The sequence below is a fragment of the Streptomyces sp. NPDC008125 genome (assembly GCF_042957125.1).
In the GTDB taxonomy this organism is placed as follows: domain Bacteria; phylum Actinomycetota; class Actinomycetes; order Streptomycetales; family Streptomycetaceae; genus Streptomyces.
This window is the reverse complement of sequence record NZ_JBIBHR010000034.1, coordinates 1-20,283: the sequence shown is the minus strand read 5'-3', so window position 1 is coordinate 20,283 and position 20,283 is coordinate 1. Positions and strand designations below refer to the sequence as shown.

At 71.8% G+C, this 20,283-nt stretch carries 14 protein-coding genes and 3 pseudogenes; 5 read left to right on the top strand and 12 right to left on the bottom strand.

Translation table 11 applies throughout. From position 1 onward, the window contains the following. Nucleotides 1-263 precede the first annotated feature (263 nt). Nucleotides 264-785: a GNAT family N-acetyltransferase gene (locus ACFZAX_RS33695; RefSeq protein WP_390966509.1), complete on the top strand. Its 522-nt coding sequence runs from the start codon at nucleotides 264-266 to the stop codon at nucleotides 783-785. A 219-nt stretch (nucleotides 786-1,004) separates the two neighbouring features. On the opposite strand, the pseudogene ACFZAX_RS33690 reads toward ACFZAX_RS33695, so the two are convergent. The 3 genes and pseudogenes from ACFZAX_RS33690 to ACFZAX_RS33680 form a co-directional block, all read right to left on the bottom strand. Next, nucleotides 1,005-1,243: pseudogene (locus ACFZAX_RS33690) on the bottom strand (transposase); the annotation flags it as partial. Between the two features lie 51 nt (nucleotides 1,244-1,294). After that, complete coding sequence (locus tag ACFZAX_RS33685; protein WP_390966523.1) at nucleotides 1,295-1,558, bottom strand: hypothetical protein; 264 nt, start codon at nucleotides 1,556-1,558, stop codon at nucleotides 1,295-1,297. 213 nt (nucleotides 1,559-1,771) lie between these two features. Next, a pseudogene (locus tag ACFZAX_RS33680) lies at nucleotides 1,772-1,972 on the bottom strand (DUF4937 domain-containing protein); the annotation flags it as partial. Between the two features lie 94 nt (nucleotides 1,973-2,066). Between ACFZAX_RS33680 and ACFZAX_RS33675 the strand changes: the two are divergent. Continuing rightward, nucleotides 2,067-2,915 (top strand): annotated as a pseudogene (locus ACFZAX_RS33675) (catalase-related domain-containing protein); the annotation flags it as partial. A 611-nt stretch (nucleotides 2,916-3,526) separates the two neighbouring features. Here ACFZAX_RS33675 and ACFZAX_RS33670 read toward each other — a convergent pair. After that, nucleotides 3,527-4,066 carry a YfcE family phosphodiesterase gene (locus ACFZAX_RS33670; protein WP_390966508.1) on the bottom strand — a complete coding sequence of 180 codons (540 nt, stop codon included), beginning with the start codon at nucleotides 4,064-4,066 and terminating at the stop codon, nucleotides 3,527-3,529. Between the two features lie 315 nt (nucleotides 4,067-4,381). Here ACFZAX_RS33670 and ACFZAX_RS33665 point away from each other — a divergent pair, with 315 nt between their 5' ends. Beyond that, entirely contained in the window at nucleotides 4,382-4,600 is a 219-nt protein-coding gene (locus tag ACFZAX_RS33665; protein WP_390966506.1) for a DUF5133 domain-containing protein, read from the top strand. 163 nt (nucleotides 4,601-4,763) lie between these two features. On the opposite strand, the gene ACFZAX_RS33660 is transcribed toward ACFZAX_RS33665, so the two are convergent. Beyond that, nucleotides 4,764-5,690, bottom strand: coding sequence for a zinc-binding dehydrogenase (locus ACFZAX_RS33660; RefSeq protein WP_390966505.1), 927 nt, complete (start codon nucleotides 5,688-5,690; stop codon nucleotides 4,764-4,766). An 85-nt stretch (nucleotides 5,691-5,775) separates the two neighbouring features. Here ACFZAX_RS33660 and ACFZAX_RS33655 point away from each other — a divergent pair, with 85 nt between their 5' ends. Beyond that, nucleotides 5,776-6,210, top strand: coding sequence for a MarR family transcriptional regulator (locus tag ACFZAX_RS33655; RefSeq protein WP_390966503.1), 435 nt, complete (start codon nucleotides 5,776-5,778; stop codon nucleotides 6,208-6,210). A gap of 539 nt (nucleotides 6,211-6,749) precedes the next feature. Here ACFZAX_RS33655 and ACFZAX_RS33650 read toward each other — a convergent pair. Together ACFZAX_RS33650 and ACFZAX_RS33645 are read right to left on the bottom strand one after the other, a co-directional pair. After that, complete coding sequence (locus tag ACFZAX_RS33650) at nucleotides 6,750-8,048, bottom strand: glycoside hydrolase family 6 protein (protein ID WP_390966501.1); 1,299 nt, start codon at nucleotides 8,046-8,048, stop codon at nucleotides 6,750-6,752. 171 nt (nucleotides 8,049-8,219) lie between these two features. Then, nucleotides 8,220-9,188 carry a glycoside hydrolase family 6 protein gene (locus tag ACFZAX_RS33645; protein WP_390966499.1) on the bottom strand — a complete coding sequence of 323 codons (969 nt, stop codon included), beginning with the start codon at nucleotides 9,186-9,188 and terminating at the stop codon, nucleotides 8,220-8,222. A 456-nt stretch (nucleotides 9,189-9,644) separates the two neighbouring features. On the opposite strand from ACFZAX_RS33645, the gene ACFZAX_RS33640 reads away from it, so the two are divergent. Next, complete coding sequence (locus ACFZAX_RS33640) at nucleotides 9,645-10,676, top strand: substrate-binding domain-containing protein (protein WP_390966498.1); 1,032 nt, start codon at nucleotides 9,645-9,647, stop codon at nucleotides 10,674-10,676. A 439-nt stretch (nucleotides 10,677-11,115) separates the two neighbouring features. Here the strand turns inward: ACFZAX_RS33640 and ACFZAX_RS33635 are convergent, their stop codons facing one another. The 5 genes from ACFZAX_RS33635 to ACFZAX_RS33615 all read right to left on the bottom strand — a co-directional run. After that, on the bottom strand, nucleotides 11,116-11,316 hold the full coding sequence (locus ACFZAX_RS33635; RefSeq protein ID WP_390966497.1) for a hypothetical protein: 201 nt from the start codon (nucleotides 11,314-11,316) through the stop codon (nucleotides 11,116-11,118). Continuing rightward, a complete protein-coding gene (locus ACFZAX_RS33630) occupies nucleotides 11,316-12,074 on the bottom strand; it encodes an SRPBCC domain-containing protein (protein WP_390966495.1) in 759 nt (252 codons plus the stop codon). Before ACFZAX_RS33630 ends, ACFZAX_RS33635 begins: the two co-directional genes overlap by 1 nt. Nucleotides 12,075-12,100: 26 nt before the next feature. Continuing rightward, nucleotides 12,101-13,414, bottom strand: a complete 1,314-nt coding sequence (locus ACFZAX_RS33625; protein ID WP_390966493.1) for a cytochrome P450 — start codon at nucleotides 13,412-13,414, stop codon at nucleotides 12,101-12,103. 10 nt (nucleotides 13,415-13,424) lie between these two features. Beyond that, nucleotides 13,425-13,640, bottom strand: coding sequence for an MbtH family NRPS accessory protein (locus ACFZAX_RS33620; RefSeq protein ID WP_390966491.1), 216 nt, complete (start codon nucleotides 13,638-13,640; stop codon nucleotides 13,425-13,427). A gap of 57 nt (nucleotides 13,641-13,697) precedes the next feature. Next, on the bottom strand, nucleotides 13,698-20,283 hold a 6,586-nt coding region (locus tag ACFZAX_RS33615), incomplete at its 5' end, for an amino acid adenylation domain-containing protein (RefSeq protein WP_390966490.1).

The following is a 20,283-nucleotide window of genomic DNA, read 5'->3' as shown; positions in this document are numbered from 1 at the left end:
TACCGGTGCGTGGTGAAGGAGAGACCGCACCGGTGGATGCCGATGCGACGTCGTGCGACGGCAGCCCCACGACGCCAGCGCCAGCACGGCGGCGGTCATCGCCACCACCAGCCAGCCGAGGGCTCGTGAAGCGCGTAGCCGGTAGCCCGTAGCCCTTACGCGGACAGTGCCCAGTACCCCGTCAGCGACAGCCTCTCGCCGCGTCGGCCGGGCGGCCGTCCCGGAAAAATACTCTGGCGGCGCCGCGACTTGGGGCTCAGACTGTGCCGGTGCTGATCCGACGCGAATCACCCGATGACATCCTCGCAGTGACCGCCGTCACCGCGTTGGCCTTCGCCCAACCGGAGACCAGGGTCCCGGTGGAGGTAACCCTCCTCGACCAGCTGCGCACTTGCGACGCCTGGCTACCGGAACTGTCGCTCGTGGCAATCGGTGAGAGAGACGAGGTCGTAGGCCACGTGGTCTGCACTCGTGGCCATGTCGGCGCCGTCCGTGTCCTGGGGCTCGGTCCGCTCAGCGTGCATCCCGACCACCAGCGCCACGGTGTCGGTCGTGCCCTTGTCCACGCCGTGCTCGGCGCGGCGGATGCCCTGGGCGAGCCCCTCGTCGCTCTCCTCGGCAGCCCCGGGTACTACGGTCGCTTCGGTTTTCGTACCAGCACGGACCACGGCATCACCGCACCGGACCGTTCGTGGGGTGAGTACTTCCAGGTCCGTACCCTGACCGCCCATACCCCCGCGCTGCGGGGCGTTTTCACGTATGCGGAGCCGTTCGAGCGGGTCTGACACCGGGTACTCGTAGCGGCTTCCCGTGGCCGTGGCTCAGGGGCTGGCTGACGCCCTGCCGAGCTGTCCCTCGAATCAGCGGCTACGGCACGGAGTACGTCACCGACTGCTTCAACGACATCGTTGCCCCCTCCGTGCGCGCCAAAGCCGAAGGCGGCGGTGTGGTCGTCCGGTGAGCTTGATCTTTACCCTCCGGCGTCGTGGGGTCGGCATCCGCCGCGATCGACCGGTTCTGCCGATGGCCTTGTGGGCCTCGGGGCGTTTGACGGTCTTGCCGACGTCGTCGCAGGGTGCGGGGTGATGGTTCCTGTTCCCAGGCGGCCGTCCGGGACCGGCACCACGAGGGCGACGCACACGGATGGGGCAGAGCAGGTGGGCTCGGACGTTCCGAAACCCCCGGCAGACCGGGGCCGGGTGAGGGCGTTCGGGCTGGTCGGCCTCTCCCGGGGGCGGCGGAGGCGGCACGGAACTCCTGATGCTCATGAAGCCGTGCCACTGTGCCAGTCCAGCTACGGCAGCCGCGGAGGGGTGAGCTCACCGCTCTCGGTGGGTTGCTCATCGGGCAGGATGCGCCAGGACGCTTCGAGGGGCAGAACGTGGCCGGTCATCGACTGGATGTCGTTCTCAGGTGTGGCGCGGGAACGCAGGGCGGGCAGATGTCGGGTGGTATAGCGCTGGTGGATCGCGGAGCCGGACCACAGGGTCGTGACCAGGTAGCGGTTCGTCTCGAGTCGGGTGACGACCCCGGCCAGCATGCCGCCGGTCGCTGCCATGCCAGGCGCCCACACCCTGCGCTGGGCGTCGAGGAAGCGCTCCTTGCGGCCGGGCAGCAGACGGCAGTCGGCGACCCGTAGGAGAGCAGCGCGTCCGAGAGCGTGGGACAGGTCGGCTGTGTCCCCCGCATCTCGAGGATGATCTCGCCGGTGGCGACGTCGATCGCGGTGTAGCCGGCGCTCTGCGGGTTGTCGGCGGCCACAAGCGTCGTGTCGCCCGCGCATGAAGCGCTGGTAGGCCTCCGTGTCGGTCCACAGCCCCAGCAGATGAGCGCTGCCGGTGTCCGTGTCCCACCCGCCCACCTGTCCGACCAGGCCTGGCTGGTCGCTGATCGTCGACCAGGCGCTCTGGGCCGCAGAGAACTGCCCTCGCGCGGCCACCGGCACCCGGCAGCCAATCCACTTGCCCCACATGTGCAGCCTGCCTTCCAGCCTCCCGACGAACCGACGGGACAAATGATCGACCGCAGACCCCGGCCGGCGTCAATCGGCCCACGGACGGAGCCGCGCCGACACCGGAGCCTTCATCGACGTGCCCGTCGAGCTCCCCGCCGCGCGCAAGGTGCGCGAGGCGCCGGCGTCCTTCGACGACCACTTCAGCCAGGCCCGGCTGTTCTGGCTCAGCATGACCCCCACGGAACGCGAGCACATCGTCGCCGCCTACACCTTCGAGCTCGGCAAGTGCTGGGAAGAAGCCATCAAGGTGCGCGGACTCCAGGTCCTCGCCAACATCGACTCCGACCTCTGCGCCCAGGTCGCGACCGGTCTGGGGCTCCCCGCCCCCGAGCCGACCATCGCGCCGGCAACGGTCGAACCAAGCCCCGCGCTCTCCCAGATCGGCGGGGAGTGGCCACTCGACGGCCGGATCATCGGCATCGTCACGGACGGATCCGACGATCTCGACGGGGTACGAGCCCTACGCCGCGCGATCCTCGACGCCGGCATGGTCCCCCTCATCGTCGCCCCGCACGGAGGCACCCTCGGCCAGGGCGACGACCCCGTCACCGTGCAGCGCACCTTCGCCACCGCCCGGTCCATCGAATTCGACGCAATCCTGCTGGCCGGAGCACCCGGCCCGGCAGCCGACGGCTACGGAGCACGGGACGCCAAGGCGGACGACGCGGCCGCCGCCGTCCTCGCCGTCGATCCCCGCCTGCTGCTGATGATCGGCGAGGCGTTCCGCCACGGCAAGGCCCTCGGCGCCTGGGGCGAAGGAACCGACGCCCTCGCGGCAGCGGGCCTCCCCGCCGGCTCCCTCGGCGTCGTCGTCGACGAAGCACCCTCCCACGTACTCCAGACCATCACCGGCCTGCTCGCAGCACACCGCGCCTGGGACCGCTTCACACCCACCCTCTGACAGAGCTGCCGTTCGGGCGGCTGCCACCGACGAGTGGCCCGGGAACACCGGGGGTGGTTCGGGCGTTTTCGTGGACGCGCCCGAACCACCCTGCACGGGGAGCGGCCCCTGGCTGGACGGAAGGGGTGCGGAGTCCGAGGACGTCCCCGAGAAACGGTCAGCGGGTGGCGGACCTCGCCCCAGGTGCTGCCCGGGACAAGCGCGAGGACCACTGCGGAGGACGGGCCGTCCGCCGCTGCGGTGGCGCCCCCGGCCACCTCCCGCTGGGCAGACCACGCGACGCGACACCCCCGGACCGCCTCACCCGGAGCGGCACGACCGCCGGGGTACACGATCCGGCGGTCCGGCGGTCCGGCGGTCCGGCGGTCCGGCGCGGGACTTCCGGCGGCGAGCATGAGATTGACCGCGGCACTGCCGCCGACCACCCGCGCGAGGTCGTACGCACGCTGATCGCCGCGGTCGCCGCCGCCTACGGCGGCCGGCCCCCCAAGGCGACGGCACCACCGTCCTGTGCCGCGACTCGGTACCCGGCCCGGACGCCCCGAGGCGAACGCCTGAGGGAAGGACCGAATTTCCCTGTCGCCGCCCGGTACTCGGGACGGCCCGAGCGGTCAGCGCCGGGGCAGCCGGTGCAGGACGACCTCGCCGAGAATCCCGTCTGCCACCGTGCACGTCATGTACGTGCAGAAGGGTTGTCGTCTGCGGTCCGTCGGCGATCCGGGGTTCAGCAGACGCAGCCCGCCCGGTGCCAGGGTGTCCCAGGGGATGTGGCTGTGACCGAAGACCAGGACGTCCAGGTCGGGGTGGAGCGCGGCGCAGCGCGCCTCGCGGCCGGTAGCCGCTCCCGTCTCGTGGACGACGCCGAACCGCAGACCCCCCAGCCGGACACGGGCCGTTTCCGGCAGACGGGCCCGCAGTTCCGGTCCGTCGTTGTTGCCGTACACCCCGACCAGACGTCGCGCGCGCCCCTCCAGCAGGTCCAGCGTGGCCACGTCCACCCAGTCCCCGGCGTGGAGTACGACATCCGCCCGGTCCGCCTCCCGGAGCAGTTCGTCGGGGAGTCGCTTGGCCCGCAGGGGCACGTGGGTGTCCGAGATCAGCAGCAGCCGCGCGGGAACGTCCGTCGACGCCCCGGCCGTGTCCTGGCCCATCCAGCTGCCCCTTCTCCTCGGTTTCCCGGTTCTTCCGTCATGCGGACCGGTGCTGATCCTCGCAGACGGAGGCCGGCCGGCCTCGGAACGCGCTCCGGCCGCCGCTGAGTGGCCCGTTCACCGTCGACGCGACGGCCGCTCGGGCGGCCACGCTGCCGGGCGTGGCCGCCGCGTCGACGCGGCATCCTGAAAGGGCTGGTCCGGGTACCACTGGTCAGAACGGTGCACGGCCGGACGTATGAGGGTGGCGGCGCCGGGTAGACGGTCCAGCGGTTCGAGGGCGAATGGAAGCCCTCGCGCGGAAGGAGAACTGCTGTGCTCATGGCTCACCCGGCGGTGCTGAAGGATCTCGTCGAGCGGTACGAATCGCTTCGGTGCCCGAGTGCGGAAGATGCCCGGTCGCGGCAGCGGCTGGAGGACGTGGAGTACACGCTGTGCGTCTCGACGGGCACCCGGGACGTGGAGGCCGCCCTCCGTGCGGCCCGTGCGCGCCTCCAGCACAGTACGCTCCACGCCACCTTGCTCTCCGCCTGAGACGCCATCGCCGCTCGTACGCGGTTGCAGGCCGGTCCGTCCCCCTCACCGGCCGGCCCTCCCGTCGAGGGACCCCGGGCGCTCTTCTCCGGCGCTGTGACGTGGCCGGCCGGCGAGCGGTCCGGGGTGGCGGTCCCCTCAGGGAAGGCCGGGAGCAGCGGCGCTACGGGACGAGGACGAGGCGCTCGCCGCCCAGGTCGTCCCATGCCCGCGCGATGTCGGCGAGGGGCACGGGGCGGGCCCGGACGTCGAGGCTGCCGTCGGTGACCGCTGTGGCCAAGTCGGGGAGTTCGGCGATGAACTCGCGGGGCGGGACGGAGCCGATGCCGCTGCCGACGATCTGCAACCGGGCCGCGCGCAGGGCGGCGGAAGGGATCGGTGCGGACTCTCCGGCGATCGACCCGATCTGGACCCAGGTCAGCGGGGCGCTCCGGTCGGAGCGGGCCTTCAGGACGGGAAGCATCGCCGCGGCGGCGGGAGTGCCCCAGACGAAGTCGAGGACGACGTCGACGTCGGCGGCGGCCCCGATCTCCTCGAAGGTGACCGCCCGGTCAGCGCCGAGACCCGGCAACGCCTTGAGGCGTGTGGCGTCGCGGCCCACGGCGATGACCTGACCGGCACCGAACCGCTTGGCGATCTGGATCGCCATCCGCCCCGCGCTGCCGGTGGCGCCGAGGACGGCGACCCGTCGGCCTTCGGGGAAAGGGATGCGGCGGCGCAGCGCGACCCAGGAGGACATCCCCGGGTTCATCGCGGCGGCGATGCGTACGGGGTCGGCACCGTCCGGCAGGAGCACGCTGCGGCGGACGTCGATGACGGTGCGCTCGGCGAACGTACCGAAGGCGGTGTCCTCCAGGACCGCGTAGCGAAGGCGCCCCTGCGGATCCCGCACCACACCGTCCACTCCGGGCACGAGCGGGAAGGCACCGGTCGCGGAATAATGCGTGCCGTTCGCTTTCGCCCTGGTCAGGTGGTGCAGTCCCGCGGCCAGGACCTCCACCACCATCTGGTCGTCGCCCTGGGCGACGGGCTCGGGGCTCTCGCCGTAGGCGGGCGGAGCGTCGTACGCCGTGATGATCGCAGCGCGCATGGAGGTCCCCCATCGATTTAGTTTGGATTACCAATCGATCTCAGAGTGATTGGTAATCCAAACAATGTCAAGTAGTCTGGTCTCCATGCCGATCGACGATTCCGAGGACGTCCTGCTGGACGGACTGGTCCGCAGCGCGTTCCAGATCATGGGGGTACTGACCCGCATCAGCGCCGAGCACGATCTGTCCCTCACTCAGCTGCGCGTGCTGGGCATCCTCCGCGATCAACGCCCCCGCATGAGCGACCTCGCCGCTTTCCTGGGCCTGGACAAGTCGACGATGTCCGGCCTCGTCGACCGCGCCGCACGCCGCGGACTGATGACACGCGCCCCCAACCCCGCGGACAAACGTGCCGTCGACGTCCTCATCACGGACGCGGGTCGCCAACTCACCGAGCGGATGTACCAGGAGGCTCGGACCGCGTTGGCTCCGGCGACCGGCCGTCTCGACGAGCAGCAGCGCCGACAGCTCGCCCAGCTGCTCCAGCCCGTCATCACTCCTCCTCCGCCGCTCGGCTGAAGGGCTGTCCCGTGGGTGGGGGTGGATCGGTGTGCGGCGCCGGATTCGGCGCGTCGCACGACTGAGGAAGGTCCGCGGACCGGATGCGTAGGAGCTTTCCGACAACGCGGCGAGGTGTCGCAACCGTCGTCGCACACCCACCGGGGTGTGTTCATCGTGGGCGTGGGGAAGCTCGGCGTCTTCCTGTGCCTGACCTACTGCCTGCAGCAGATCCTTCGCTACTCACCGGTCAAGACCGGGCCGGTGTTCCCCCCATGGTGGCCGCGCCGATGTGCGCCTCCACGGCCTCCGACACCAAGCTGCTCGCCCCGGGGCGATCTTCGCGGCGGGCGCGGTGATCTGCGGACTCGTGCTCCGCTCCGGGCCCCCTCCCCCGCGGACCCGGACATCACCCCCGCAGCGCCCGCGTAGCCGAGGTCACTCGTCGCCGTACCGCCCCGCATCGGGTGCTTCGACGCGGGGCGGCGGGACGGGGGACTCCGGTACGGAAGAGGCCGCCGGAGCAGCGCGCTCCTTTCGGCCTCCACGGTTCGGACGCGTCAGAAGCCGGACCAGTGGCCGAGCGTCAGGCGGGGTTCCGCGTTGCGGGCGAGTTCGTGTGCCTGCTCGGGCCACCACGCTCCGGCGGCCGGGTCGACGACGCCGTACTCGGGGTCGATCGTGCCGCCGGTGTTGCGGGTGCAGCTCCCGTCGGACTCCCCGATGGTCTTCACGTACAGGTACGCGTCGACGAGCGGGACGCCGGTGTCGGTGGTCGGGCGGGGCCCGATGCCCCGCCCGGGCGGGTTGCACCAGGTCTCCGGGTCGCCGCTGTACTTGCCCGGCTGCGGGGTCCACGGCCCCTTTCCGTTACGGCTGGTGTCGACCATGAAGTGCGCCAGATCCTTGCCGGAGGGGCTGCCCACGTTCTGGTCGTACCAGGCGTCGGTCCAGTGCCAGGTGGAGGGGTCGGTGGAGGAGACGGCGTTGCCCGGGGTTCCGTCGTTGGGAGCGGCCGGAGAGTAGAACTGACTTGCGCACCAGTCGGCGTGGCCACGCGACCACTCGGGCCCCTGGGTGGCGAACCACATGCACCTGGATATCCAGGTCCCGTAGTGCGAGGTCTGATCGGTGGGCTGGTAGTTGGATATGTTCAGGACGAAGCCGTCGCTCCTCTCCGCACCCGCGTCGAGGAGCCGCTGCGTGATGTCGCCCACGGACCGCCACTGGCTGTTGCCGGCGTCCAGGTAGACCGAGGTGTTCGCGCCGTTCTTCAGGGTGCGGACCGCGTAGTCGAGGTCGGCCACACGGTGGGCGGTGAGTTCTCCGGTCGGGTCGACGTCCCCGGCGCAGTCCTTGGGAAGGGCGGCCAGGCCGTCGGGTTCCAGGATGACCACGGCCTTCTTGCCACCGATGCCCCGGGCGAACGCGTCGATCCACTGGCGGTAGGCGGCGGAGGAGTCGGCCCCTCCGCCGGAGTAGAGGCTGCAGTCCCGGCCGGGGATGTTGTACGCCACCAGGACAGGGACCCGGTGGGTGAGCGCGGCGGCACGGACGAGCTTCGTCACGTCGGTACGGGTTTCGGTGGGCGTGCCCCCGGTGAACCACGCGGCCTGCGGGTAGCTCGCCAACTTCGCCATGTTCAGGCCGTCTTCGATGTTGCCACCCCTCAGGTCGTCGAGGGCCTGCCGGGCCGCCTTGCTGTTCGGGTCGACGTAGAACTTGGTGGCGGAGGTGACGGTGTCCCGGGCTGGTGCGGGTGCGGGTGCGGCCTGGGCGGCTGTGGCGGCGAATGCCGCGCAGACGGTGAGCGCCGCGGTGACGACGGCTGTGCGGCGCCGGAAAGTGCGGGAACGCATGGAGACTCCTGGTCCGGGAGCGAACGACTGCGGAACGTTCGCCCGCCACCGGCGGAACACGCCGGTTTCGTGACCGGCGGGCTCCGCCGACGGGCGGGGGAACGGGAGGACGGGAACGGGGAGCTGCTTGAACCGGGGGCCGGGATCAGCGGGCCACCGGAGCACGGCTGCTCAGTAGCCGTAGATCATCTTGTAGGCGACTTCGGGGAGGAACTGGCCGGCCACGGACCCGGCTCCGACGCCGCAGTTGCCGTCGGACTCGCCGGGGGTCTTGACCCACAGGAGCATCTCCGCGCCGCCGCCCTTCTGGGTGGGGGTTCCGGTCCTGCGGCCCGCGGAGTTGCACCATTCGCCGTTGCTGGAGCCGTTGCCATTGCGGCTGGTGTCCACGACGAACGGTTTGGTGTATCCGTTGGACGAGCTCAGAGCGGCGTTCACCGCGTTGGCGTAGGTGATGTTCTGGGCGGTGGTGTAGTGGTTGGAGACGTTCAGCGAGAAGCCCCGGGTGCGGCTGAGGCCCGCCGCGTTCAGGCTCGCGGCCATCGAAGTGGCGCTGCGCCAACCCGGGTTGCCCGCGTCGAGGTAGACCCAGGCGTTGGGGGCCTTCTGGGTGAACTGGGTGATCGCGTTGTTGAGCAGGGAGTTGCGCTCGGCGATCTGGGCGGCCGTCATGCAGCTGGTGTCCCCGAGCGCGTCCGGTTCGAGGATGACGACGGCGGGCCTGGAGCCGATCCCGCCGGCGAACGCGGCGATCCACTCGTTGTAGGCGGTGACCGACCCTGCCCCGCCGCCGGACTGCCCGCCGCAGATGTCCCGTTTGGGGATGTTGTAGGCGACGAGGACGGGCAGCTTGTCCGCGGCGTCGGCCGCGCCGACATAGGCCCCCGTGGCGGTTCCTATGGTGCCGCTCCAGTTGCCGAACCAGCGGGCCATGGGCTTCGTGGCGATGCTGTCGCGGATCGCGGGCGCCCGTCCGTCACCGGAGTTGGCGGCGGCCCACAGGGCCGGGCTGGAGCTGGGATCGACGTAGAAGCCGTTGGTGAGCGTGGTCGGATCGGCCGCCTGGGCGGGTGGAGAGACCACGAGGGCCAGCGGCAGGGCCATCAGTGCTGCGGCCATCGTGCGGAGGAGGTGACGCATGGGAGTACCTCGGTTCCTGACGGGGGCGACGCCGCACGGTCTCGACCTGAGCGTGCGGCGCGGAGGGAAGGCGGCGGACGGTGTCCCGCGAAACCTGCGGCTCGGGACGCCGTGCACCACGGACGGGCATGCAGATCCTTTTGGGAGCGCTCCCACTGGAAGCGCTCCCAGTTCTGTTTCGGAGTACCTTGGGGTATGGCCGGTATCGTCTTGGCTGCAATTCAGGGTGTCAAGAGTCCCGACACGATTCCCTCTTCACTTCACCACGCGAGGCCTCGTATACAGACTGGAAGCGCTACCAGTTCTTCTGCGCCCACCTGGAGGAACGTCTTCCCTCAGGTCCTGGAGTGAGTGTTCCGTGCACATCGGGGCGAGGACGCCGGCCGAGGCCCGTGCCCGGCCCGTGGGATCATCTCCGTAGCAACCCGGCAAAGATCCCGAGGAGTACGTCTTCCGATGCAGCCGACGCCCAGGCGCATGCCGACCCTCGACGAGGTGGCCGCCAAAGCGGGCGTGTCGCGCACCGTGGCTTCGCGGGCTGTCAACAACGTCCCGCATGTGAGCCGGGCCAAGCGGGAGGCGGTCGAACGGGCCGTCCGTGAGCTGGGCTACGTTCCGAATCCCACGGCGCGGGCGCTGGCCGGGAACAGGGTCGGGGCCGTGGTGCTGGCTGCTTCCAGCGACGAGGCCGGCCTGTTCGCGGATCCGTTCTTCGCCGAGGTCGTCGTCGGGGTGAGCACGGCCCTGGACGAGACCGACCTGGAACTCATCCTGGTGCTCGCCAACTCACCGCGCGGCCGCAGCCGCCTGCAGCAGATGGTCCGCTCCCGCCGCGCCGACGGCATCATGCTGATGGCGCTCCGGGGTGACGACCCGCTGGGACGGCTGGCCGAGGACGCCGGGATGCCGGTGGTCTTCGGCGGTCTGCCCCTGACCGGGGAGCCACGGTGGTACGTGGACGCCGACAACAGGGGCGGCGCCAGGCTCGCCGCCGATCACCTCGTACGCACCGGCCGGACCGGACCCGTCATGATCACCGGCCAGGTGGACAGCCTGGTCTCGGTGGCCCGGGAGCAGGGCTTCACCGAAGGGCTGACCCTGGCCGGTGTCCCGCTGCTGGGTGTTTCCTCCGGAGGGTTCCTGGTCGAGGGCGGCGCGGAGGCGATGGAGCGCCTGCTGGACGCCCATCCGCGGTTGGACGCGGTCTTCGCCGCGTCGGACGGCATGGCGATCGGCGCACTCCAAGTGCTCCGCCGACGGGGTCGGCGGGTGCCCGAGGACGTCGCGGTGATCGGCTTCGACGACCTGGCGGGGGCTCGGCACGCCAGCCCGCCGCTGACCACCGTGCGCCAGCCGGTCAGGGCACTGGGACACGAGATGGCACGGATGCTGGTCAACGCGATCGACGGACACGACCCCAACCCGTTGATCCTTCCGACCCGGCTGACGGTCCGGGAGTCCGCCCCGGCGACCCTCCCGCCACGCTGACGGCCCGGCAGTCCGCCCCGGTGACGCTCCCGCCACGCTGACGGTCCGGGAGTCCGCCCCGGCGACCCTCCCGCCACGCTGATCACCGTCCGTCGGCCGCTGACGCCGTGCCTCAGCGGCGCCGCCCCGTGGAGTTCCCGTCGTCCGCCCGCGCGACGACGTGCCCGCCCGCTGACTCGACTGCGGCGGGCACGTCGTCACGCATGCGCGGGACCGGAGAGGTGGAAGCCGACGGGCGAGCGAGGCGGCCGGGACGGGCGGGAAGGGCGGGAAGCCCCCACCATCGCGCCCCGGTGCCCCAGGGCTTTCGTCGGAACGGCCGCCTGCAGGACCTGACGTCTGCCCAAGCCCTGGTCGCGCGCCCCGAGGCCCGGGTGAACGCTGTGGACGGTGGTGCCGTTCCTCGCCACGCGTCCGGTGTCTCTCGCGGTCCCCACGGCTACCGACGGCGGCGCTGCTGGACCGGGCCGAGCTTCGCGGTGAGCGCCGAGAGGAAGGTCGGGAGCTTGTCGACCATGGCTTTGGGGACCGGGGTGGTCTGGACGGTTCCCGTGCGCACGTCCTGGACGACGAGAGCGTAGGTGCCGTTCTCCTCGACGAGTTCGGCGGCGAAGAGCAGTCTCTGCGTGGCGGTTTCCATCACTGCTCCTGGGCCGGGGTCTCGTTGAGCCAGACGTTCCACGCCTTGGCGGCCTGCTGCTCGTCGGTGTGCTCGGCGAACAGGTGGTGGCCGAGCCAGATCGGCACGTTCCAGGTGCTGCCGTTGAAGAACCGGTACAGGGCGTCCGGGCCCCGCAGTCCGACGAAATCGGTGCTGAGCCAGTCGACGACCACCTCGACGGGATCGTGGTCCGGGCCGGGGGCGAGGAGCGTGAACCGATCGCCGACGGCCGCGTCCTCGGCAAGGCCGAGGCGTCGGCGCAGCGCGGCGAAGTCGGACGGATCAGCGGTGGGTTCGGGGTGCTGGGACCTGACGTAGACGGCGGGGCGGCCGGCGAAGTGCCGGAGATACTCGGCGAGCGCGTGCTGGTGGAAATCGACGTACTTCTCCGCCACGTCCGTCTTGGCGTCCCAGTTCCAGGCGTCGTCGACGACGCCCGTGTGCACCCAGTGGATTCCCATCCGCAGGTGGCTCGTGCCGCCGTCGGCCGGTTCGACGCGGTAGCTGAGGGTGTTGGAGAACCCGCCGTCCTGGGTCGCCCGGACGGCGAGGTGGTGCGGCGGCTCCCACGCCACGACCGTGGCGTCTCCCCGGGTCGCCTTTCCCCCCACGCGTGGCTCGATCTCCATCGGGTAGAGCCAGCCGAGGTTGCCGGCGCCGGTGGCCACCGCGTCCCAGACCTGCTCGGGCGCGACGGGCAGGTCCTGCTCTCGGCGGACCTCGAACTCTCGGGCCATGGTCGGTACTGCTCCTTCGTCGTCGTTCACGGTCGGTGGATGAGCGGGAGGGTGGTCAGCCGCCGCTGCAGCGGGTTGTCCCGCCACTCCAGCGCCGCCCCGTCGGCCAGGCGGAGTCCGGGCAGCCTGCGGGCCAGCGTGCCGATGGCCACCTCCGCCTGGAGCTTGGCCAGCGGGCCGCCGAGGCAGAAGTGCGGGCCGTGGCCGAAGCTCAGGTGGCGGTTGCCGGGACGGGACAGGTCGAGGCGGTCGGGGTCCTCGAAGCGTTCGGGGTCGCGGTTGGTCGCACCGAGGAAGAGGTACACCAGCTCGCCCTCCCGCAGCGTCCGTCCGCCGATCTCCAGGTCCTCCGCCACCACCCTGACGATCGCCTGGGTCACGGTGTCGTAGCGGGCCAGTTCCTCGACCGCTCCGCGGATCAGGTCCGGGTCCGCACGCAGCCTGGCCAGTTGGTCCGGGTGGCGCAGCAGGGCGAGCATGCCGTTGCCGATCAGGTGGGTGGTGGTCTCGTCCCCGGCGGTGATCAGGACGAAGCAGGTGGAGAGCAGTTCGGAGTCGGTGAGCCGGTCGTCCTTGTTCTGGGTGGCGACCAGGGCGCTGATCAGGTCGTCGCCCGGTTCACGCCGGCGCTGCCGGATGAGCCCGGCGAGGTACTCCTCGTATGCGTCGATCGCCGCCTCGGACTTGTCGATGTCCTCACTGAGCCGGCCGAAGCGGCTGAACCAGGTCTTGACCTGCGGCCGGTCCTCGTCGGGGATGCCGAAGAGTTCGCAGACGACGGACATCGGCAGGGGCGAGGCGACCGCCTCGATGAGCTCCATGGCCGGGCCGGCCGCGACCGCCTCGTCGATGAGCCGGTCGACGATCCGTTGCACGCCGTCGCGCAGGGCTTCGACGCGACGGGCCGTGAACGCCTTGTTGGCCAGCTTGCGCAGGCGGGCGTGGTCCGGCGGGTCGGTGTTGCTCATCACCCGGCCGAGGCGCTCGGTGAGCCGGCTGAGGGCCTTGAGGTCGCCGCCGAGCGAACTGTAGGCGCGGGTCATCCTGTCCCGGTCGTTGGACAGGCGCAGGTCGCCGAGCGCCGTCTCGACGTCGGTGTGGCGGGTGAGGTACCAGATGCCCTGGGGGCTGCGGTGGACCGGGTCGTCGCGTCGCATGCGGGCGTACACCGGGTACGGGTCCTGCCGGGCTTCCGGGGTGAGCAGGGCCGCGGCAAGGCCGTCGGGCCGGGTGGGCGTTGCGACGGAGTCCCGGGGCTGGACAGGACATGCGGCGAGGCCGTCGGGCCGGGCGGGGCCCGCGGTGTCGCGGGCCCCGCCCAGGGTGTCGGTGGAGGTCATGTCGTCCGCGCTACCGCTGGGTGTCCATGGCGTCGGCGAGGCTCTTGGGCCGCATGTCGGTCCAGGCCTCCTCGACGTGGGCCAGGCAGGCGGCGTGGGTGTCGGGGCCGTGGGTGACGGTCCAGCCCTCGGGCACGTCCGCGAACTGCGGCCACAGTGAGTGCTGGTTCTCGTCGTTGACGAGGACGAGGAAGGTTCCGTCCTGGTCGTCGAAGGGGTTGGTCATGTGTCGGTCCTCCTGCGGGCCTTGGGGAAGGGTGGTGCCACCGGCGTGTCCGGTGACTCAGCGGGTTCCGGTGGTTCCGGCACCAGTGACGGTTCCGGCGGTGCCGGTCTGTCCGGTCTCTCCGGTCTCTCCGGTCTCCGGGGCGACTCCGGAATCCCCGGCAAGGGCGGTGGTGCCCCGGGTGGCCTGGGCGATCCTGGCGGCCAGGACCGGCCCGATCTGGGCCAGGGACCCCGCCTGGGTCATCTGGTCGTGCCGGGTGGTGACCTCGTGCGATGCGATCCGGCCCCCGATGTACGGGTGCCAGACCTCCGGGCCGGCGTCGTCGTCGCCCCGGCCGATGGTGGAGTTGAAGAGCAGCAGGTCTCCGTCGTACCTGCCGGGGACGAAGTCGACCGCCAGCTTCGCGTTGTTGATCATGATCTGGACGATCACCTCGACCTGCCGCTCGTTCAGCCCGGCGAGCGCGCTGCCCCGCCTGTTCAGCACCTCGGCGACCTCGGCGTAGGTGATCTCCCGGTCGCCCAGCTCGTCCGGGTCGACGTCGAGCACGCCGACGAGCACGTCCCGCACCGTGGGCACCGGCTCCTCCTCGAAGCGCACGTCCTTCACCGGGTACGCGTCGAGAACGGCCAGCAGTGCGGTCCGCTCGCCTCGCGCCTGCAGTTCGCAGGCCAGCGCGTGGGCGATCAGACCGCCCGCCGACCAGCCGAGCAGCAGGTACGGTCCCTCCGGCTGGATCTTCTGGACGTGGTCGGCGTAGTCGGACGCCATCTCCTCGTAGGAGGTGGGCAGCGGCTCCGGGCGGCCGAGGCCGCGTGCCTGGAGCGCGTAGACCGGGTGCTGCGGGCCGAGGTGGTTGAGCAGTCCGCTGTACGACCAGCTGATGCCGCCGCCGGGGTGGACGCAGAACAGCGGTGTCTCCGTCCCGGTCGTACGCAGGGGCAGCAGCACGTCCAGCGCGTCCTGCGGATTGTTCATGGCCAGGCGTTCGGTGAGGCCGGCCACGGTCGGCGCCTCGAAGAGCAGGCGCAGACCCAGCTCCAGGCCGAGGGTCTCGCGGACCCGGGAGGCGAGCCGCGCGGCCAGCAGCGAGTGGCCGCCCAGGTCGAAGAAGCCTTCGTCGATGCCGACCTGCTCCCGGCCGAGGACTTCGGCGAAGAGCCCGCACAGCAGTTGCTCCTGCGGCGTCCGCGGGCCGCGGCCACCGTCGGACGCCCCGTAGTCGGGAGCGGGCAGAGCGGCCCGGTCGAGCTTGCCGTTGGCGGTCAGCGGGAGCGCCTCCACGGTGACGAACGCCGCCGGCACCATGTAGTCGGGGAGTTCGCGGCGCAGCCGGCCGGACAGCTCGGCCTGCTCGGGCGCGCCCTGCGGCGCGGGCACCAGATAGGCGACCAGCCGCTTGTCCCCCGGCCTGTCCTCACGGGCGACCACGGCCGCCTGGGCGACACCGGGGCAGCCCGCGAGGACGGCCTCGATCTCTCCGGGCTCGATCCGCAGACCGCGCAGCTTGACCTGGTGGTCGACGCGTCCGGCGAACTCCAGCGTGCCGTCCGGAAGCCACCAGGCGAGGTCGCCGGTGCGGTACATGCGGCTCCCTGCCGGGCCGTACGGGTCGGCGGTGAAGCGCTCCGCCGTGAGGCCGGGCCGGCCGAAGTAGCCGCGGGCCACGCCCGTTCCCGCGAGGTACAGCTCACCGACCATGCCCGTCGGCACCGGCCTCAGCCGGTCGTCGAGCACGTAGGCGCGCATGTTCGCCATCGGCGCGCCGATCGGCACGGTCGCGGCGTTTCCGGAGAGCTCGCGCACCGGGTGACAGGTGGCCAGGGTGGTGGCTTCGGTGGGCCCGTAGCCGTTGACCACCTGGATGGCGGGGCAGGCCGCCCGGACTCGGGCGGCGGCGGCCGGGGAGACCACGTCGCCGCCGGTCCACACCTCGCGCACCCCGGCGAGCAGGCCCGGGCGCTCCTCGGCGACCAGCCTGAACAGTCCGGCGGTCAGCCACAGCCCGGTCACCCCGTGCGTGGTGATCGTGTGCTGCAGCAGGTCGAGGTCGAGCCGCTCGGGCGGTGCGACCACGACCCGGCCGCCGTTGAGCAGCGGGACCCACAGTTCGTAGGTCGAGAGGTCGAAGGCGGTCGGGGAGTGCATCAGCACCCGCTCGTGGCCGCCGCCCCGCCACTCGGGGGTCAGCGCGAGACCCACCACGTCCCGGTGGGTGACGGCCACGCCCTTCGGGCGTCCGGTCGAACCGGAGGTGTACATGATGTACGCCAACTGGTCCTCGCGGCAGGTGACTTCTGGCCTGCCGGGGCCGGCGTCCTCGGACTGCACCAGAGCGGCGAGCACCTCCTCCGTGAGCACGAGGGCAGCTCCGCTCTCCCGCAGGATCAGATCGATCCGGGAGGAGGGGAAGCGCGAGTCGAGCGGGACGTAGGCGCCGCCGGCCTTGATGACCGCCAGGATCGCCACGACCAGCTCCGCCGAGCGGTCCATCAGGACCGCGACCGGCGTCTCGGGCCGCACGCCCTGGCGGATCAGCGCCCTCGCCAGGCGGTCCGTCCGCAGGTCGAGTTCCGCGTAGGTCAGTTCCGTTCCGCCCGCCACGACCGCCACCACGTCCGGGGTGGCCCGCGCCTGGCGGCCGAAGAGCGCCGGCAACGGGGCCGACGGCAGCTCCGCGGCCGTGTCGTTCACCTCGTACAGCAGCCGGTGGCGTTCCTCGCCGGACATGAGGTCGATCCGGCTGATCGGAAGGTCCGGATCGGTGACGGCCGCGCGCAGCAGACGGACCCAGCGTTCGAACAGCGACTCCACGGTGGACGCGTCGAAGAGGTCGGTGGCGTACTCCACGGCGCCGGCCAGACCGTCGGCGCCGCCGTCCGGGCGGAACTGTTCGGCCAGGCTGAACGTCAGGTCGACCCGCGAGGTCCCGGTCGGGGCCGCCACGTGGGCCGTCTCCAGCCCCGGCAGGGCGAACGCGCCGACCGGCGCGTTCTGCAGGGCCAGCATGATCTGGAACAGCGGGTGGTGGGCGAGCGACCGCACCGGGTTGGCCACCTCGACGAGGTACTCGAACGGCACGTCCTGGTGGTCGTACGCGGTGAGCGCCTTCTGCCGCACCCGGCCGAGCAGGTCGGCGAATCCGGGATCGCCCCCGGTGTCGGTGCGCAGGACCAGGGTGTTGACGAAGAAGCCGACGAGATCGTCCAGCGCCTGGTCGGTACGGCCGGCGATCGGGCTGCCGATGGGGATGTCCGTGCCGGCGCCGAGCCGGGTGAGCAGGGCCGCGAGACCTGCTTGGAGCACCATGAACATGCTGGCGCCCCGTGCGGTGGCCAGGTCGCGCAGTGCCTGGTGCAGTTCGGGGTCCAGCCGGACCACGACCCGGTCGCCCCGCTGGGAGGCCACCGGCGGCCGGGGCCGGTCGGAGGGCAGCTGCACCTGCTGCGGGATTCCCGCCAGCTCACCCTTCCAGTAGGCGAGTTGCCGGGCGAACAGGCTCTCCGGGTCGTCGGCGTCGCCGAGCAGGTCCCGCTGCCAGCGGGTGTAGTCGGCGTACTGCACCGGAAGCGGGGACCACGGCGGTTCCTCGCCCCGGCAGCGCGCCGCGTAGGCCCTCGCGAGGTCACCGGAGAGCGGCCCCATCGACCAGCCGTCCGCGGCGATGTGGTGCACCACGACCAGGAGTACGTGCCGGTCGGGGGCGAGTGCGTAGAGCTCGGCCCGGACCGGCGGATCGGCGGCCAGGTCGAACCCGCGCCCGGCCGAGTCCGCCAGCCGCTCGGCCAGCCGGGCTTCGTCGAGCTCGACCACCGGGAGCGCCGGGTGCGCCTGTTCGGGGCTCAGCACCACCTGGTACGGCACGCCGTCGGTCTCGCGGAAGACGGTCCGCAGGCTCTCGTGCCGGTCGATGACGTCCGCGAGCGCGGTGTGCAGGGCCGAGCGGTCGAGGTCGCCGGTCAGGCTGAGCGCGAGCGGCATGTTGTAGGTGGCGCTCGGGCCGTCCATCCGGTGCAGGAACCACAGGCGGCGCTGGGCGAAGGACAGCTCGACCCGCTCGGGGCGGGGGCGGGCGGTGAGTGCGGGCCGCGCCGCGCCGGAGCCGTCCAGGCGGGCCGCCAGTGCGGCCACGGTCGGGGTTTCGAACAGGGTACGGACCTCCAGCTCCGCGCCGAGGGTCGCCCGGACTCTCGAAGCCAGGCGGGTCGCCAGCAGCGAGTGTCCGCCGAGGTCGAAGAAGCTGTCCTCGACCCCGACCTGTGCCAGCCCGAGCACCTCGGCGAAGAGTTCGGCGAGGAGCTGCTCCTGCGGGGTGCGCGGCGCCCGCCCGGTCACGGCGGCGCCGAGGTCGGGGGCGGGCAGTGCGCGGCGGTCGAGTTTGCCGCTGGCCGTCAGCGGCAGCGCGTCCAGCGCCACGAACGCCGACGGGACCAGGTAGTCGGGCAGCCGCCCGCGCAGCCAGTCGCGGAGTTCGCCGAGGAGGGCACCGGTCCCCCGGTTGCCGGTCGGACGGTTGGTCAGCGACGACAGCGTCCTGCCGGTGGCTCCGGCCGGCCGGTACGGCTCGACCGGAGAGTTTTCGAGCGTCCGCGGGTCGGCGAAGACGACGTCCACGGCGTCGGCCCGGGTCGCCGACCAGGTGACGGCCACCGCACGGCCGAACTCCCGCCCGAGGGCATGGAACTCCTCCGGGTCGGGGAGACCGCCTTCCCCGGAGGCGCCTTCGGGGGCGCGCAGCCGCTCCAGCAGCTCCGCGAGCGGGACGCCCCCGTCCTGCACCGCCGTGGCCAGGGCAGCTTCGCGCACCACGCGGCGGTTCGGCACCCCGGTGACCCGCAGCACCTCGGCGGACGGCCTGGCGAGCAGCTCGCGCAGCTCGGCCGGCTCGGTGATCTGCCGTCCCCACACGAGCTCGACGCAGCGGCTCGGGGCGCTCGGGGCGACCGGAGACTTGTGCAGCGTCACGTCGTAGCGGTAGCGCGACAGTTCGTTGTGGTGGTGCCCCCGCTTGACCTCCACGGCCACCGCGCCGATGTCCGTGCCGTGGTTCCGCAGTACGGCGAAGAAGTCCGGGTCGACCAGGAGTTCCTTCTCCACCCTGACGGCCTGCTCCACCGCACGGCGCACGGCCGCGGTTTCGGTGCCGTCGTCGGTCCGGTGCAGCTGGACCGCGGTGGCCAGCGGGCGCAGCAGCCTCAGGTTGCGCACGTCACCGATGAAGAGCGCGCCGCCGGGGGCGAGCAGCCCCATCAGCTTTCCGATCACGTCGGCGAGGTAGTCGGCGGACGGGAAGTACTGCACCACCGAGTTGATCACGATGGTGTCGAACTCCCCGGCCGGCAGCCCGTCGGTGTCGTGCGCCGGACGGGTCTGCAGCACCACGCGGTCGGTCAGCCGCTCCTCCCCCGCCACCTGGGCGGTCAGGGCGTCGATCGCGGTGGCGGAGAAGTCGGTCGCCCAGTAGGTCTCGCAGTGGGGTGCGACCTGCGAGAGCAGCAGGCCGGTACCGACGCCGACTTCCAGCACCCGGCGCGGGCGGAGAGCCAGGATGCGGGTCACGGTGGCGTCCCGCCACTCCCGCATCTGCTCGACCGGAATCGGGCTGGCGTCGTAACTGCTGTTCCAGCCGACGAAGTTGTGGCCGAAGGCCGCTTCTTCGGGGGCGATGGGCAGGGCGTCGTAGATGTCCTGCCACTCACCCACGTGGTCCGCTTCCAGTCCGTTGTCGCGGGCCTCGTCCCGGCGCGGGACGACGTAGCCGACGAGCCGGTCGTCCTGCGCGAGGACCACGGCCCGGGCGACGGAGGGGTGTTCGGCCAGCGCGGCCTCGACCTCGCCGGGCTCGACGCGGAAGCCGCGGACCTTCACCTGGTCGTCGGCGCGGCCCGCGTACTCCAGTTGGCCGTCGCCGCGACGCCGTACCAGGTCGCCGGTGCGGTACATGCGCTCACCCGGTACGAACGGGCAGGCGACGAACCTTCCGGCCGTCAGGCCCGGCCGGTTCAGGTATCCCCGCGCGAGGCCGGCTCCCGCGACGTACAGCTCGCCGGTGACGCCCGTCGGTACGGGTCGCAGCCGGTCGTCCAGCACGTACACCCGGGCGTTGGCGATCGGCCGGCCGATCGGCGGCACACCGGATGCCGCGGACAGCGGGTCGCTCATGGTCGCGCACACGGTGGTCTCGGTCGGGCCGTACGCGTTGATCATGCGGCGTCCGGGAGCCCAGCGTGCCACCAGCTCCGGCGGGCATGCTTCGCCCGCCACCACCAGCGTCGACGCGGTGACCTCACCGTCCGGGACCGCGGCGAGGACCGAGGGGGGCACCGTCACGTGGGTGATACCGAGGCCCGGATCGGTCAGCGCGGCGAGTGGCTCGGCCGCGGGCGGCAGCACCAGGGCCGCGCCGCACAGCAGGGCGGTGAAGATCTCCGAAACCGACGCGTCGAAGCTCGGCGAGGCGAACTGGAGGACTCGGCTGCCGGGTTCGATCGCGAAGCGTTCGATCTGTCCGGCGACCAGGCTCGCCACACCGCCGTGGCCGACCACGACGCCCTTGGGGCGGCCGGTCGATCCGGAGGTGTAGATCACGTAGGCCGGGTGGCGCACATCGAGCGCGACCTCCGGGTCGGTGTCCGGCCAG